Below are 13,069 nucleotides of genomic sequence, written 5' to 3' on the forward strand. Positions count from 1 at the left end.
CCGCGAAAATGCAGTTGTAGCTCAGTTGGTTAGAGCGCCTGTCTGTGGAACAGGAGGTCGGTGGTTCGAGCCCACCCAACTGTACCAGCGCTTCCCAAATTGCCTACGCACCCCCAAGCACTGTAACGACCTTGCCGCGCTATCACGGTTGCGGAATGATAACCGGCGTAACTCACCCTTCCTCGGGACAGCAATGTCAGAGCTTGGCGAGGTCAGCCGCAAGCTCGTCGCAGTCTTCGCAGCGGATGTCGAAGGCTATAGTCGCCTTATGGGCGCTGATGAGGTTGGCACGCTCAAGGGGTTGACTGAACGCCGCGCAATTCTCGACCGGCTCATTGGGGAGCACAGGGGCCGCATAGCCAATACGGCTGGCGACAGTGTCCTTGCGGAGTTCGGAAGTGCAGTCGACGCCGTGCAGTGCGCAGTGGAGGCGCAAACCGCGTTGGCCGAAGCGAACTCTTGTCTCGCGCCGGATCACCTCATCAGCTTCCGCATCGGTATCCACATCGGTGACGTAATGATCCGCGCTGGGGACCTCTTCGGCGACGGTGTGAACATTGCCGCACGGCTGCAATCGGTTGCGAAGCCTGGAGGTGTTTCTATCTCGGGTGCGACGTACGATCAGGTGCGTAAGGTCTTGCCGATGACCTTCGTGGACCTTGGTGTTCAGCAGGTGAAGAACATTCAAGAGCCGATCAGGGCCTATCAGGTGGGTCCGCCGAGGCCGATGCGAGAGGCTGCTCCGGGACGTGTTGTTGACGCCGAGAGCGCGCCTCCGCTGCCTGACAAGCCGTCCATCGCCGTGCTGCCGTTCGAGAACATGAGTGACGACCCCGAGCAGGAGTATTTTGTCGATGGCATCGCTGAAGACCTGCTAACGACTTTGTCGAAAATCCCGGAACTACTGGTCATAGCGCGAAATTCGAGTTTTGTATTTAAAGGACGGGCGCGGGACGTCCGCGAAATCGGCCGAATAATCGGCGCTCGTTATGTGTTGGAAGGGAGCGTACGTAAGGCGGGCAAGCGCGTCAGACTGACGGCACAGTTGATCGACAGCCTTAACGGACGCCACGTTTGGGCAGACCGTTTCGAGGGTGACCTCGACGATGTATTCGAGCTTCAGGACCGGATAACGCAGGACATCGTCGAAGCGCTCGAGGTGCGGTTGACGCTTGGTGAAGAAATACGGGTGTGGCGCAAACGCTCTGGCAGTCCGTTGGTATATGAGCGTTGCCAAAAGGCTCGTATCCTGTACGTCAACTTTGCTAAGCATACTCACGCGCAAGCTCGCAGCGAAGCCGAAGGGGCCTTGGCGATCAACCCTAGCTATGTACCGGCACTTCATATGTTGGGCTTTACTCTGACAGACCAAGTTCGCTTCGGTTGGGCCAAGGACCGAGCGACGACTTACGAAGCAGCATTAGAATGCGCGGCTCGCGCTCTAGCAGCCGATCCGGATGCCTATCTGGCATTCGAGCTGGTGGGGTATGTCCGGCTATTCCAACGCCGCCATGAGGATGCGTTGGTTGCCGGAGAAAAGGCGATTGCCCTCGGCCCAAATAGTGCGAGCGCCTATCATATGGCAGCTATGTTTCACGGCTACGCTGGCGATTTCCGAAAGGCCGCCCAGTATGAAGAGCAAGCGCAGCGGCTCAGCCCGCTTGCCCGCAACGAATCGAGGATCGACGAGGCGCGGGTGAGATTTCACCTCGGTGACTTTGTAGCGGCACGAGAAATCGCCTCTCGTGTCTTGGTCGAGAAGCCACATTGGCTTACCGCGCAAACGGTTCTTGCGGCTGCGCTCTGGAACCTTGGCAGTGAGGACGAGGCGCGCATCACGGTAACGAAGATACTGGTCGACCACCGCAATCTGACCGCGAGCCGCTGGGAGCAGGGATTGCCCTACCGCGACCAGAAAGACCTCGATGCACTAATGGCGCCGCTGCGCTTTGCCGGGTTGCCGCTATGAGCCCGAGCCACGCACTTGTGCGAGTGACTGGACTTGAGACGAATACAAATCACAGACACAAAGCGGCCGTCACTCGATGCAAATTCCTGGGTTCAATCGCTTAGCCTGACACCACGGATTGTGCTTTGAAGGCGAAGCGCTTGTCCCTGCCGGCATGCCCAAGCGCTTCCGCGTCGATAGCAGGAGCCAAGTCCGCACCCTAGGCGATCACGGCTTTGACCTGCGCGGTGTCCGCATACTCAATCAGCTCAATGATCTTGCCATCCTGAAATCTGAACAGGTCCAGGACCTCGGTGCTGAAGGTCTTCCCGGTCGGATGATATCGGACGACAAGGCGCGACCGTACTGCGGCATGCTGACCGTCGACCAACTCGCTGAGGATTTCGCGCTCTACGAACTCGAAATTGGCAATGAATTGACCGAAAGCCCCATGCAAAGCCGGGTGCCCCTGAACACTTCCGACTATTTCGAGCGCGCTCTTGTCGCCCATCAAATTGAACACGCCTTCGGGATGAAAAGCTGCGACGAGGCCGTCTACGTCGCCGCTGCCGCGCGCCGCGTAAGCGCTCCTGATGACTTCGAGCATGTCTTCGCGATGTCCCATATCCGCCTCCCGAAACACGCCTCATGGCAGGGTAGCTACCTTCGCGTGCAAAGGCAAAATCATAATACTGGGCGCAAATTCGATTGATGCCGGCCTCGCCTGACATCACGCACCGATCCCCGAAAGGTGAAGTACGCTGCTGTCGGCTTGCATCCCCGATCCCCACGTCAAGTCTGAGCAGCGACCCGGTGGATGGGCCGACAGCTCGGTGAATGTGCATGGAGATCCTGTTCGACCTCATCCTCGATGATCTGGCCGGCCCCATCTTCGAACTGCTCCTTGAACTCGTTTTCCGACTGGTCGAAGCTCTCTTTCACCTGATCGGCTGGCTGTTTGAGCGCTTTCGGCGCTGGCTGGATTTGCAGCCCAATATCGATCCCTCGCAGTTGTCGATGCTGCAGAGGTTCGGCCGATTGTCGATCGGCGTGGGCTTGAGCCTTTGCATCCTGGCGCCCTTGCTCTGGCTGATCTGGCGCTGACTACGTGATCCACGCCACGTCTTTCGCGTCGATGGCCGGAACAGCCGTCCTGCCGTCCGGCTACTTGAACCGAGCGCGCCGGCCTTGCGACGAATCTTCATGGGGCTGCGAGCCCAAGAGGCACACGGCCATGACGCACTATAAGCGCAAGCCGCTCCCAATCGATGCACAGAAGTCAACGCTATGGGCTGTCTCGGCACTTGCATCCGTCGGTGTCGGCGTCGGCGTGGCGAGTGCGGGCTTGGGCGTGTTCGATCTGGTCAACCGGCAAACGGGCCGGGCCCACCGAATGGCGATGAAAGGCGGCGGCGCGGGCGTTTCCCTTCCCGTTTCAGGTTCTTTCAGTGCCTCACCCTACGGCTACTTCAAGACCAGCCGCGAAGTGAACTTTCACGACTTCAACGGGATCTGGATCGAAGTGGGCGAACTGAATCTGGCCGTTTATGCGTGGAACAAGGTGACTTTTCGGGACGGTGCTTCGCCGACCAGCCCGGTCCTTGGATCAACGAAAATGGATGGGCGAACCTGGGCTCTTCCCGGCGCCGGCAAACAGCACGGCATCACGGAGATCATGTTCAGCGACGGCAAGCCGGTCGGAGACGTCGACATCGAGATCAACATAAACGTGAAGCCGAAGGAAGACGTGCGCACGAAAGCCCAGTTCAGCGCGCAGATCGGATACAAGGTGCCGTCCGATGCCCTGTTCGATTTTGACAGGGATAATCTCAAGCAGACGGCGGTGTGGGCGCTTCAGGACGCCGGCGATTGGATCAGGACGTTCAAGGACACCGGTGGCAAGGTCCAGATCACCGGGCATACCGACAGTATCGGAAGCCCTGAATACAACATGGGCCTTTCATTGCGGCGTGCCCGAGCCGTGGCGAATTGGTTCATTGCTGAAAAATACTGCACCGCCGCCGACGTCATCGTGATCGGAAAGGGCGAGACCCGGCCCATCGAACCCAACACGCGTCCGGATGGAAAAGACAATCCTTATGGACGCGAGAAGAACCGCCGCGTCGAAATCGTTGTCCTGACCTAGAGCATGATCCGGGCAGGGCTACTTCAACCCCGCCACGATCACCACCACCACCGGCAACGTCACCGCCGCCAGCAGCGTCCCGAGCGCAACCGCGCCCGAGACCGGGTTCACCAGCCGCTGATACTGAACCGCGAAGATGTAGGCATTCGCGCCGGTCGGCATCGCCGCGAACAGCACGACCACGCCGGCCGCGACCGGCGGCAAGTCGAACAGCTTCGCCAGGACGAACGCAAACGCCGGCATCGCCAGCAGCTTGAGCGCGCTCATCACGACGATGCTGAGCTTCTCGCCCTTCACCTCGAAGCGGAACAGGTTGATGCCGAGCGCGATCAGCGCTGTCGGCGATCCCGCCTGCGCAAGCAGCTCGATCGTCCTGTCGACGACGGGGTGCAGGCCGAGGCCCGTGAAGCGCCAGAGGAGGCCGCACCCGATCCCCAGCATGATCGGGTTGCGCGAAAGATCCAGCAACACCGGGGGGATGACCGACAGGACCGAGCCCTTCTGCTTGCGGCCGACCAATTCCATCTGCAGCGTGCCGCAGAGCCAAAGCAGCGGCGTGTTCACCGACAGGATCAGCGCCATCGGCCCCGCGGCCTCGTTGCCCAGCGCCGAGAGGGTGAGGGGAATGCCGAGCATCACGATGTTGCCGTAGACCGAGCCGATCGCGAACACGATGCCGTCCTCGCGGTCCTCGCGCCGCTCGCGCAGCAAAGCCGACAGCGCCATCGCCGCGATCCAGGTGATCGCCAGCGCGCCGTAATAGGCGCCCCACATCCGAAAAGCGCTCAGCTGCGGGAATTCCGAGACCACGATGGTGCGGAACATCAGCGCAGGGATGGCGATGCTGAAGGCGAATTCGGAGATGCCCCTGTGCGCGCCCTCGGAGACGAAGCGAAACAGCACCGCCGCATAGCCGGCCGCGATCAGGGCAAACACCGGCGCGACGATCAACACGGTAGCCATGCGGTCCTCACCTTAGAGGGGATATCCGCTGACCACCCCACACGCTTTTCGATGCCGGCATATTGCCCCTGATCGGCCCGACCTGTCAAATGAGTTTCGTAAAATCCGTAAATTGACGTATTGGTCTCGGCGGCTACTTTGGATGGGGTTGTTTTCGAGGTTCTTGTTTTGGCGGTCATGGCGCGACCTCTCTCGCAAGCGGGAGACGTCGCAGAAGCTGCCCCTTCTGTTGCAGGGAGCGCACAGCCTCCGGTTTTCGCTACGCGGCTCGGTTGCCATTGCTCCGGCGTTCACCCACAATTCCCGCCGACTCGGGAAGATTGGGGGGATCATGCTGGCGTTTCGCATCGACAGGTTCCTGGTTGCCGCGATCTCGGCGATCGCGCTGGCCGTCATCGTCCGGCCCGCCACCAGCCACGCCTACACGCCGGAGCAGCAGCAGGCCTGTACGCCCGATGCGATGCGGCTGTGCGGCGAGTTCGTTCCGAACGTCGACGCCATCACCGCCTGCATGGTCCAGAAGAAGTCCCAGCTCTCGCCGCAGTGCCGCGCGTTCTTCCGCCAGGGGCCGGAACCGGGCGAGGCGGCTGCCGGCCAGCCCGTCAACATCAAGCCGGTAGCGAGGAAGAAGACCTCGAGCAAACCGGCCGCGAAGAAGACGACGGCGAGCAGCAAGTCCGGCAAGAAGAAGCCGAAGGCTGACGACACCTAGCAGAAGTGTCCGGGCTCCGCTTGCTGAGTAAAAATCGCTCAGTGATGTTGTGTGACGTCACCTGAAGGACTCCTTTTGTTCGCATCCCACCGCGAACTCTCTGCGGCAATGCTTCACGGAAAAGAGCCGGGATTCGATTTGCTCGGACAGGTTGCGTGCCGTTATTTCCCGAACGATTGCTCGAAAAGTGCACGATCCGCCGGCGCGAACGGCCATTCATGGCAATTCATGTCCAGGACGCGGCATGCAGTGTGACTCAAAAGCCAACACGCCTTGTTATTTCGTGGCCTCCGCGCAACTCCCGGTAAATTTTTCTTTCACGAATCAGCGCGCTGATTCATTTTCGCGACCTGGGGTCAATCTGGAGGCCAAGGGTATGAACGTTATTGTTTTTGCATCGCGTAAAGGCGGCTCGGGCAAGAGTACCCTTGCTGCTCATCTCGCCGCGCAGATCAAGGCGAGCAAACAGGTCCTGCTTGTCGATGCGGATCCGCAGGGCTCGCTCACGCTGTGGCACAAGCTGCGTGGCACCAACGAACCGCCGATCAAGGCCGCCGTCAATTCGGTGAGCGGCATCGTCTCCGCCGCCAGGCGCGACGGCTATGAATGGGTGTTGATCGACACGCCGCCGAATCTGTCGGCCGTCGTCGACGACGCGATCAAGAACGCCACCATGGTGATCATTCCGGCGCGTCCCGGCGTGTTCGACGTCAACGCGGTGCAGGAAACCATCCAGATGTGCCGTGCGGCGCGCAAGCCCTACGCGGTCGTGCTGAACGGCGCTCCCGCCCGTCGCGACGAGGCCGAGAGCCCGATCGTCACCATCGCCCGCGAGGCGCTCGCCAAATTCCGTGCACCGGTCTGGGGCGGCCAGATCACCAACCGCTCGGATCTGTTGATGGCGCTGAGCCATGGTGAAGGCGCACGGGAATATCAGGCGGAAAGCCGTGCCGCGCAGGAGATCGCAAGGCTGTGGGCTGCGGTCGAGCGTTCGGTCAAGGCGATCCGTGGTACGGCGTCGGCATCCGGCGCAATGCATAAGCAGGCTGCGTAGTTTTTATTGTTCATTTCCTGGGTAACGAAAAACGCGCGGTTGGCCCGCGCGTTTTGCGTTTCAGGTGCCGGATGATGGATCAGGCCACCATCAGCATGTAGAACACGATCACCGGTGACAGCGTGAGGATCACCGACCAGATGCCGGCGGCCCAGAGGATGTCCTCGGTGGTAAAGCCCTGCTGCTCGGCGGCCTGACAACCAGGCGCCATATCATTTTGAGTATTCACTAATCGCCCCCGCGAATTCTTCGCTTGTGGCATCGAGTGATACTAGAAACGTTTTAACATCCGCCTCGCGGGTTCCAGCGCAATTCGAACGCGGATGCTACCGCGGATTAACTATCCTCGCCTCAGCCCGCGAGCCAGACGCGAAACAGCAGCACCGGCATCAGGCCGAGCATCACCGCCCAGAAGCCGAACGACGAGATCACGAGAAGTCCTTGCATGAGATCGGCGGGCGCGAAGTCCTTCGCGGCCGTCGGTTGGTTACGATGTCCCATGGTTTCCCCCAATGGATTGGTTCTTGAGAGAAACGATAGGGCGCGATGCGTAAACGAGCCGTGGATGCGCCATGCGGCGCCTGCGAAGGCCGTTGAGGCGCAGTTAACCACGAACACGCTCTCTTCCCCTCTCCCCTTGCCGGAGAGGGTGCCGCGCGAAGCGCGGCGGGTGAGGGGTTGTCTCCACAGACTCAAGTCTTGCACCTGAATTCGCGGATGCAACCCTTCATCCGGCGCTTCGCGCCACCTTCTCCCGCAAGGGGAGAAGGAAAAGAAGAGTTAGAGCCATTCGCTGTGCCTGCGCCTGATCTCGTCGATGCGCTCCGATGCCGATCTCGCGATGTCTTCGGTCAGGCCGATGTCGCGGCGCAGCCAATCGGACATCGGATATGTCTCGACCCGTCCCCATTCAGGTCTGCATGAAAGGCGTTGCCATAAGGCGGTCAGGGCGTGGAGCCACGTGCGATTCCCCGTCAGTCGATTTTTCCAACCTCCGCGCGATCTCGCGATCGAGCGTGGCGGCGAGCTCGCTTCCGATCTCGACCATGGGCAGTCGCACCTCCGGACTTTCAATGAGGCCTGTTCGCCACAGCCAGTACTTGGCCGGCGCCGGGCTCGGTTCAGTGAACAACAGCCGCGTCAGATCCGAGACCTCCTGCCAGCGCGCGAGCGCGGTGTCGGCATTGCCGCGCTTCAGCTCGGCCTGGATCGCGGCGAAGGTTGCGGTCTCGATGTGGGCGGAGAGCAGGATGGCGCCGTCGGCGCCGTCGCTCAGGGCCTCGTGGGTGTGCGCGTCCTCGCCGGTCAGCACGCGAAAGTGATCCGGCTTGTCGCGGAGCAGCGCAACCGATTGCTCGCGGTTCGCGCTGCAATCCTTCAGGCCGGCGATGTTGGGATGTTCGGCGAGGCGGAGCAGCGTCTGGTTGGTGAGATTGACCGAGGTGCGATAGGGAATGTTGTAGAGCACGATCGGCCAGGCGGCGTGATCGGCGAGCGCTTCGAAATGCGCAAGCAGGCCGCGCTGCGAGGGCCGCAAATAATAGGGGCTCGCGATCAGGTAGCCGTCGATCGGCCAGTCCGCGGTCTCATCCAGGCTTTCCTTCAGCCGCGCGGTGTCCGCGCCGGAGAGGCCAAGAACGATCGGAATGCTGCGGCGGTGCGCGGCGAGCTCCTCGCGCACGATTGTGACGAGGCGTTCGAGCTCGGTGCCCTTCAGCGTCATGCCTTCGCCGGAGGTCGCGCCCAGGATGAAGCCGTCGACGGCCTCGCGTGCGTAGTGCCGGGCGAGCTGCCGCAGCGAGCGCTCGTCGAGACGGCCGTCGCGAAACGGCGTCACCAGGGGCAGCCAGAGGCCCTGCAATTGTTGTCTCAGCTCGGTCATGTTCCATCTCCTTTTCAGTTGAGGTCTGAGACGGAGGGCACATGAAAAAACCCCGTCCAGACGGCGGGGTTTTCGGGATCGCGACGATGACGAAGGTCTAGCGCGCGCAAGTATCCCTGAGCCCCGGTTGGGGGGCTTTTTTCGAGGCGATCGCCTTCGAGAGGATTGCGCACGAATTCGTGATCATGGTGCAAATGATGCGGGGGATATGTGGAACTGTCAATACACGCGGAAAGCGAAGGCCGAATTGGCAGAAAAAAAGCCGGACCCGAAGGCCCGGCTTAGGTATTGGCCACGTGAGGCCGACACAATCACCTTCCAAGAGGGATTACTGAACTCCCGCGCCACTGGAGGAGGGGGACAAATGCGCAACGCGAAGGCTCAGCGTGCAAACAGTATGGGCTTGCCCTGAGCCTTGCAGCAACAGCCGAGGTCGCATGTCAGTCATGCGGAAATCAGGACGGCCAGCGCTGCGCCTTGCTCACTACGAAGTCGCGGAACACCTGCACGCGCGCGACCGTCTTCAACTCCTCGGGATAGACGAAATACGTATCGAGTTGAATCGAGTCCGATTCGCCGAACAGCTGCACGAGGCGGCTGTTTTCTTCGACGAGATAATCCGGCAGCGCCGCAATCCCGAGGCCCTGCTGACAGGCGCGCACGAGACCGAGGATGTTGTTGACCTTGAAGTAGGCCTCGCGCGGGCCGGAGCCGTTGCGCGCAGCTTCAACCAGCCAGTTGCGGTTCTGCAAATGCGGCGCGAAGTTGCCGTCGGCGAGCGTGATGATGCGGTGAGCATCGAGCTCCTCGAGCGTGCGCGGCGTGCCGAAACGCTTGATGTATTCCGGCGAGCAATAGGCATGGAAGCCCATCGCGAAGAGCTTGCGCTGGATGAGATCCGGCTGCGTCGGCTTGCGGGTGCGGATCGCAACATCCGCCTCGCGCATCGACAGGTCGAGTTCCTCGTCGGTCACGATCAGCGAAATGCGGATCTCCGGATACAGGGCCGTGAACTCGCCGAGCCGCGGGATCAGCCAGTTGATGCCGACGCCGGGCGTCGTCGTGATCTTGAGGTCGCCGCTCGGCCGCTCGCGGCTGTCGGTCAGTTTGGCGCGCGCCGCCTGCAGTTGCATGAACACGTCATGCGCGGTGCGGAACAACAGGTCGCCCTGCTCGGTGAGGATCAGGCCGCGGGCATGGCGGTGGAAGAGCGAGACCGAGAGTTCCTGCTCCAGCGCCGAGACCTGGCGTGACACGGCCGACTGCGACAGGCCGAGCTGCTCGCCCGCATGCGTGAAGCTGCCCGCTTCCGCCGCCGCGTGAAACACCTTCAGCTTGTCCCAATCCATATCGGTAAATCCGTCGCGTGTTCGAGGCATGGTCGTTATTCCGCTGCCGCGCGCTCGCTGGCGCGCAGGGCCAAGAAACGTTCGGCTTCGAGTGCGGCCATGCAGCCGAGGCCTGCGGCCGTGACGGCCTGGCGATAGGTTTCATCGGCGACGTCGCCGGCCGCAAACAGGCCGGGCATCGAGGTTGCGGTCGAGTTCGGGGCGACCTCGACATAGCCTGACGGTTTGAGTTTCACCTGGCCTTTGACGAGCTCGGTCGCCGGTGCGTGCCCGATGGCGATGAAGACGCCGTCGGTTGGCACATCGGTCAAGGCGCCGGTCTTGACGTTCTTCAGTCGCACATGGGTGACCTTGTTCGGGTTCTCGGTGCCGCAGATCTCGTCGACAGCCGAGTCCCAGACCACCTTGATCTTCGGGTGCTTGAACAGACGCTCCTGCAGGATGCGCTCGGCACGGAAGTGATCGCGACGATGCACGATGGTGACCTGCGAGGCATGGTTGGTCAGGTACAGCGCTTCCTCGACCGCGGTGTTGCCGCCGCCGACGACCACGACTTCCTTGCCGCGGTAGAAGAAGCCGTCGCAGGTGGCGCAGGCCGATACGCCGCCGCCCTGGAATTTCCCTTCAGAGGGCAGCCCGAGCCAGCGCGCCTGCGCGCCCGTGGCGAGGATCACGGTGTCGGCGAGATAGACGTCGCCCGAGTCGCAGGTAAGGCGGAACGGCCGCTGCGCGGTCTCCAGCTTGGTGACCAGGTCGGAGACGATCTTGGTGCCGACATGGACCGCCTGCTTCTCCATCTGTTCCATGAGCCAGGGGCCCTGGATCACGTCGGCAAAGCCCGGATAGTTCTCGACGTCGGTCGTGATGGTGAGCTGGCCGCCCGGCTGGATGCCCTGGATCAGGATCGGCTCGAGCATCGCACGCGCGGCGTAGATCGCCGCGGTGTAGCCGGCGGGGCCGGAGCCGATGATGACGACCTTGGCATGGATGGGCGCGCGCATGTGGACCGGTGCCTCTCTCTTGGGGGAGTTGCAGCGCGGGCGCGGATAGTGCCTGGGAAGGCGCCGCGGAGGCGCTGAAATGTCAGTACCCAATCTAAGCCTTCTGGCGAGCTATGCAAGAATTGCAGCCCATATCGGCGGATTTTTCCCCCCGGGAACAAAAGAGCGTTGCGCTGCACGCGCAATAAAATTGCGCATCTTGCCGGGACTGGTTATGAGGATTGCCACGAACCCACCCGATACCGCCGATAAGGCCAGGAGTTCCAATCACGTGTCGCGGAACCTAGACGAGATCGATCTCAAAATTCTCGCCGAAATCCAGGCCGACGGGCGAATCACCAATGTCGAGCTGGCCAAGCGCGTCGGCATCTCGCCGCCGCCATGCCTGCGCCGTGTCCGGGCGCTCGAGGAGGAGGGGTATATCCACGGTTATCGCGGGCTGCTGGATTCGCGAAAGCTGGGCTTCGACGTCACCGTGTTCGCCGCCGTTCATTTGTCGAGCCAGGCGGAGGCGGACTTGCGCGCATTCGAGCAGTTCGTCCGCGCCGAACCCCTGGTGCGCGAATGCTGGATGCTGTCGGGCGAGGTCGATTTCATCCTGAAATGCGTCGCGCCGGACATGGCGACATTTCAGGATTTCGTCACCCATCTCACCGCCGCGCCGCATGTGCGCAACGTTCGGACCTCATTGGTGCTGCACAATTCGAAATTCGAAGCCGCCGTGCCGCTCGAGGTGAAGGGGCGGCGCTAGAGCATGATCCGGAAAAGTGTGGCGCGGTTTTCCGAAAAGATCATGCTTGAACAACAACCTAAAGCGCGATGACGATCCATGCTAATCTCATCGCGCTTTAAAGCAAGACTCACTCTCGCCGCATCGCGTCCACGCTGATCGGACCGCCACCGGCTGAGGCAAGATAAAGACAGGCAAAGCAGAACAGGATCGCCAGGGTCCCGTCATTGACGAGCGGGAAGAAGCTGTGCGGCAAATGCTCGATGAAATAGGCGAACGCCATCTCGCCCGACAGGATGAAGGCGACGAGGCGTGTGAACAGGCCCAGCATCAACAGGCCGCCGAACACCAGCTCGATCATGCCGGCAATGCCCCAGAGCGACAGCGGCGTTACGTCGGCGAACATCTCGACGGGCGGAAACTTGAACAGTTTTGCGACGCCGAACTGGAACAGCAGAAGCCCGGTGATGCAGCGGAACAGGCTGAGCAGGTAGGGCTGGCTCCGCGCGGCGATGCGATCGATGTCCATCGTGTCCTCCCTTGGTGCCTCCAGGAGAGCATGGCGGAGGACGTCGTGGTTCACAATTGCGGCCGTTCACGATCGAGCAAGGACCGAGAGACAAAAAAGCCGCGCAGGGTGCGCGGCTTTTTCACTCGGGGCGTGCGGCACGGATTACCGCCACTCGACCTTGGTGATCTCGTAGGCCTTGGCGCCGCCGGGCGTGTTGACCTCGACGGAGGCGCCCTTCTTCTTGCCGATCAGCGCGCGGGCGAGCGGTGAGGTGATCGAGATGCGACCCTTCTTGGCGTCGGCTTCGACCTCGCCGACGATCTGCCACACCGTCTTCTTCTCGGTGTCCTCGTCGACCAGCGTCACAGTGGCGCCGAACTTGATGGTGTCGCCGGACAGTTTCGAGATGTCGATGATGTCGGCGCGCGCAAGCTTGTCCTCGAGCTCGGCGATGCGTCCCTCATTGTGGGACTGCTCTTCCTTCGCGGCATGATATTCCGCGTTTTCCGACAGGTCTCCGTGGGAGCGCGCCTCGGCGATATGTTCGATGATCCGCGGCCGATCCACGGACTGGCGATGCTTCAATTCTTCTCCGAGCGCGGCAAATCCGGCCGAAGTCATCGGAACCTTTTCCATCTCTTCTCTCGTCCTTCGGCGGCGCGCCCCACAAAACGGAGCGCGCAGCAACCTTGATTCGTCGGTGATTCCGGGGCTGAACACGCGGCCACCGGAACATTATGTGGGGCTGGCGCCGGAACAGAACAACCACATGG

At 61.6% G+C, this 13,069-nt stretch carries 15 protein-coding genes and 1 tRNA gene; 7 read left to right on the forward strand and 9 right to left on the reverse strand.

All coding sequences use genetic code 11. From position 1 onward, the window contains the following. The first annotated feature begins 10 nt into the window (after positions 1–10). Positions 11–87: transfer RNA gene (locus ACV1FX_RS15485), tRNA-His, on the forward strand. Between the two features lie 106 nt (positions 88–193). Further along, entirely contained in the window at positions 194–1,969 is a 1,776-nt protein-coding gene (locus tag ACV1FX_RS15490) for an adenylate/guanylate cyclase domain-containing protein (RefSeq protein WP_473118411.1), read from the forward strand. 199 nt (positions 1,970–2,168) lie between these two features. Here the strand turns inward: ACV1FX_RS15490 and ACV1FX_RS15495 are convergent, their stop codons facing one another. Then, a complete protein-coding gene (locus ACV1FX_RS15495; RefSeq protein WP_473118412.1) occupies positions 2,169–2,573 on the reverse strand; it encodes a nuclear transport factor 2 family protein in 405 nt (134 codons plus the stop codon). 218 nt (positions 2,574–2,791) lie between these two features. Between ACV1FX_RS15495 and ACV1FX_RS15500 the strand changes: the two genes are divergently transcribed. Together ACV1FX_RS15500 and ACV1FX_RS15505 are read left to right on the forward strand one after the other, a co-directional pair. After that, on the forward strand, positions 2,792–3,052 hold the full coding sequence (locus tag ACV1FX_RS15500; RefSeq protein ID WP_473118413.1) for a hypothetical protein: 261 nt from the start codon (positions 2,792–2,794) through the stop codon (positions 3,050–3,052). A gap of 130 nt (positions 3,053–3,182) precedes the next feature. Next, entirely contained in the window at positions 3,183–4,094 is a 912-nt protein-coding gene (locus ACV1FX_RS15505) for an OmpA family protein (protein WP_473118414.1), read from the forward strand. Positions 4,095–4,112: 18 nt separating this feature from the next. Here ACV1FX_RS15505 and ACV1FX_RS15510 read toward each other — a convergent pair whose 3' ends face one another. After that, on the reverse strand, positions 4,113–5,057 hold the full coding sequence (locus tag ACV1FX_RS15510) for an AEC family transporter (protein ID WP_473118415.1): 945 nt from the start codon (positions 5,055–5,057) through the stop codon (positions 4,113–4,115). A 331-nt stretch (positions 5,058–5,388) separates the two neighbouring features. Here ACV1FX_RS15510 and ACV1FX_RS15515 point away from each other — a divergent pair, with 331 nt between their 5' ends. Together ACV1FX_RS15515 and ACV1FX_RS15520 are read left to right on the forward strand one after the other, a co-directional pair. Next, positions 5,389–5,769 carry a hypothetical protein gene (locus tag ACV1FX_RS15515; protein ID WP_473118416.1) on the forward strand — a complete coding sequence of 127 codons (381 nt, stop codon included), beginning with the start codon at positions 5,389–5,391 and terminating at the stop codon, positions 5,767–5,769. A 376-nt stretch (positions 5,770–6,145) separates the two neighbouring features. Next, on the forward strand, positions 6,146–6,823 hold the full coding sequence (locus ACV1FX_RS15520) for an AAA family ATPase (RefSeq protein WP_473118417.1): 678 nt from the start codon (positions 6,146–6,148) through the stop codon (positions 6,821–6,823). 79 nt (positions 6,824–6,902) lie between these two features. On the opposite strand, the gene ACV1FX_RS15525 is transcribed toward ACV1FX_RS15520, so the two are convergent. The 5 genes from ACV1FX_RS15525 to trxB form a co-directional block, all read right to left on the reverse strand. Continuing rightward, positions 6,903–7,085, reverse strand: a complete 183-nt coding sequence (locus ACV1FX_RS15525; protein ID WP_473118418.1) for a hypothetical protein — start codon at positions 7,083–7,085, stop codon at positions 6,903–6,905. Positions 7,086–7,174: 89 nt separating this feature from the next. After that, positions 7,175–7,441: a hypothetical protein gene (locus ACV1FX_RS15530; protein WP_473118419.1), complete on the reverse strand. Its 267-nt coding sequence runs from the start codon at positions 7,439–7,441 to the stop codon at positions 7,175–7,177. 292 nt (positions 7,442–7,733) lie between these two features. After that, positions 7,734–8,705, reverse strand: a complete 972-nt coding sequence (gene dapA / locus ACV1FX_RS15535; RefSeq protein WP_473118420.1) for a 4-hydroxy-tetrahydrodipicolinate synthase — start codon at positions 8,703–8,705, stop codon at positions 7,734–7,736. Between the two features lie 455 nt (positions 8,706–9,160). After that, positions 9,161–10,084: a LysR family transcriptional regulator gene (locus tag ACV1FX_RS15540; RefSeq protein WP_027525214.1), complete on the reverse strand. Its 924-nt coding sequence runs from the start codon at positions 10,082–10,084 to the stop codon at positions 9,161–9,163. A 5-nt stretch (positions 10,085–10,089) separates the two neighbouring features. Continuing rightward, a complete protein-coding gene (gene trxB / locus ACV1FX_RS15545) occupies positions 10,090–11,055 on the reverse strand; it encodes a thioredoxin-disulfide reductase (protein ID WP_473118421.1) in 966 nt (321 codons plus the stop codon). A gap of 271 nt (positions 11,056–11,326) precedes the next feature. Between trxB and ACV1FX_RS15550 the strand changes: the two genes are divergently transcribed. Next, on the forward strand, positions 11,327–11,806 hold the full coding sequence (locus ACV1FX_RS15550; RefSeq protein ID WP_473118422.1) for an Lrp/AsnC family transcriptional regulator: 480 nt from the start codon (positions 11,327–11,329) through the stop codon (positions 11,804–11,806). A gap of 109 nt (positions 11,807–11,915) precedes the next feature. Here the strand turns inward: ACV1FX_RS15550 and ACV1FX_RS15555 are convergent, their stop codons facing one another. Together ACV1FX_RS15555 and greA are read right to left on the reverse strand one after the other, a co-directional pair. Next, a complete protein-coding gene (locus tag ACV1FX_RS15555) occupies positions 11,916–12,314 on the reverse strand; it encodes a DoxX family protein (RefSeq protein WP_473118423.1) in 399 nt (132 codons plus the stop codon). A 144-nt stretch (positions 12,315–12,458) separates the two neighbouring features. Next, positions 12,459–12,932, reverse strand: a complete 474-nt coding sequence (greA, locus tag ACV1FX_RS15560) for a transcription elongation factor GreA (protein WP_027525218.1) — start codon at positions 12,930–12,932, stop codon at positions 12,459–12,461. Positions 12,933–13,069 lie beyond the last annotated feature (137 nt).

This window comes from Bradyrhizobium ingae (assembly GCF_055791185.1).

What these genes read in the sequence shown, in the direction of transcription:
- ACV1FX_RS15540 (WP_027525214.1), bottom strand. Translation starts at nt 10,084, where the DNA reads ATGCCTCGAACACGCGACGGATTTACCGATATGGATTGGGACAAGCTG.
- trxB (WP_473118421.1), bottom strand. Translation starts at nt 11,055, where the DNA reads ATGCGCGCGCCCATCCATGCCAAGGTCGTCATCATCGGCTCCGGCCCC.
- ACV1FX_RS15510 (WP_473118415.1), bottom strand. Translation starts at nt 5,057, where the DNA reads ATGGCTACCGTGTTGATCGTCGCGCCGGTGTTTGCCCTGATCGCGGCC.
- ACV1FX_RS15505 (WP_473118414.1), top strand. Translation starts at nt 3,183, where the DNA reads ATGACGCACTATAAGCGCAAGCCGCTCCCAATCGATGCACAGAAGTCA.
- ACV1FX_RS15515 (WP_473118416.1), top strand. Translation starts at nt 5,389, where the DNA reads ATGCTGGCGTTTCGCATCGACAGGTTCCTGGTTGCCGCGATCTCGGCG.
- dapA (WP_473118420.1), bottom strand. Translation starts at nt 8,705, where the DNA reads ATGACCGAGCTGAGACAACAATTGCAGGGCCTCTGGCTGCCCCTGGTG.
- ACV1FX_RS15525 (WP_473118418.1), bottom strand. Translation starts at nt 7,085, where the DNA reads ATGCCACAAGCGAAGAATTCGCGGGGGCGATTAGTGAATACTCAAAAT.
- ACV1FX_RS15500 (WP_473118413.1), top strand. Translation starts at nt 2,792, where the DNA reads ATGGAGATCCTGTTCGACCTCATCCTCGATGATCTGGCCGGCCCCATC.
- ACV1FX_RS15520 (WP_473118417.1), top strand. Translation starts at nt 6,146, where the DNA reads ATGAACGTTATTGTTTTTGCATCGCGTAAAGGCGGCTCGGGCAAGAGT.
- ACV1FX_RS15555 (WP_473118423.1), bottom strand. Translation starts at nt 12,314, where the DNA reads ATGGACATCGATCGCATCGCCGCGCGGAGCCAGCCCTACCTGCTCAGC.
- ACV1FX_RS15490 (WP_473118411.1), top strand. Translation starts at nt 194, where the DNA reads ATGTCAGAGCTTGGCGAGGTCAGCCGCAAGCTCGTCGCAGTCTTCGCA.
- ACV1FX_RS15495 (WP_473118412.1), bottom strand. Translation starts at nt 2,573, where the DNA reads ATGGGACATCGCGAAGACATGCTCGAAGTCATCAGGAGCGCTTACGCG.
- greA (WP_027525218.1), bottom strand. Translation starts at nt 12,932, where the DNA reads ATGGAAAAGGTTCCGATGACTTCGGCCGGATTTGCCGCGCTCGGAGAA.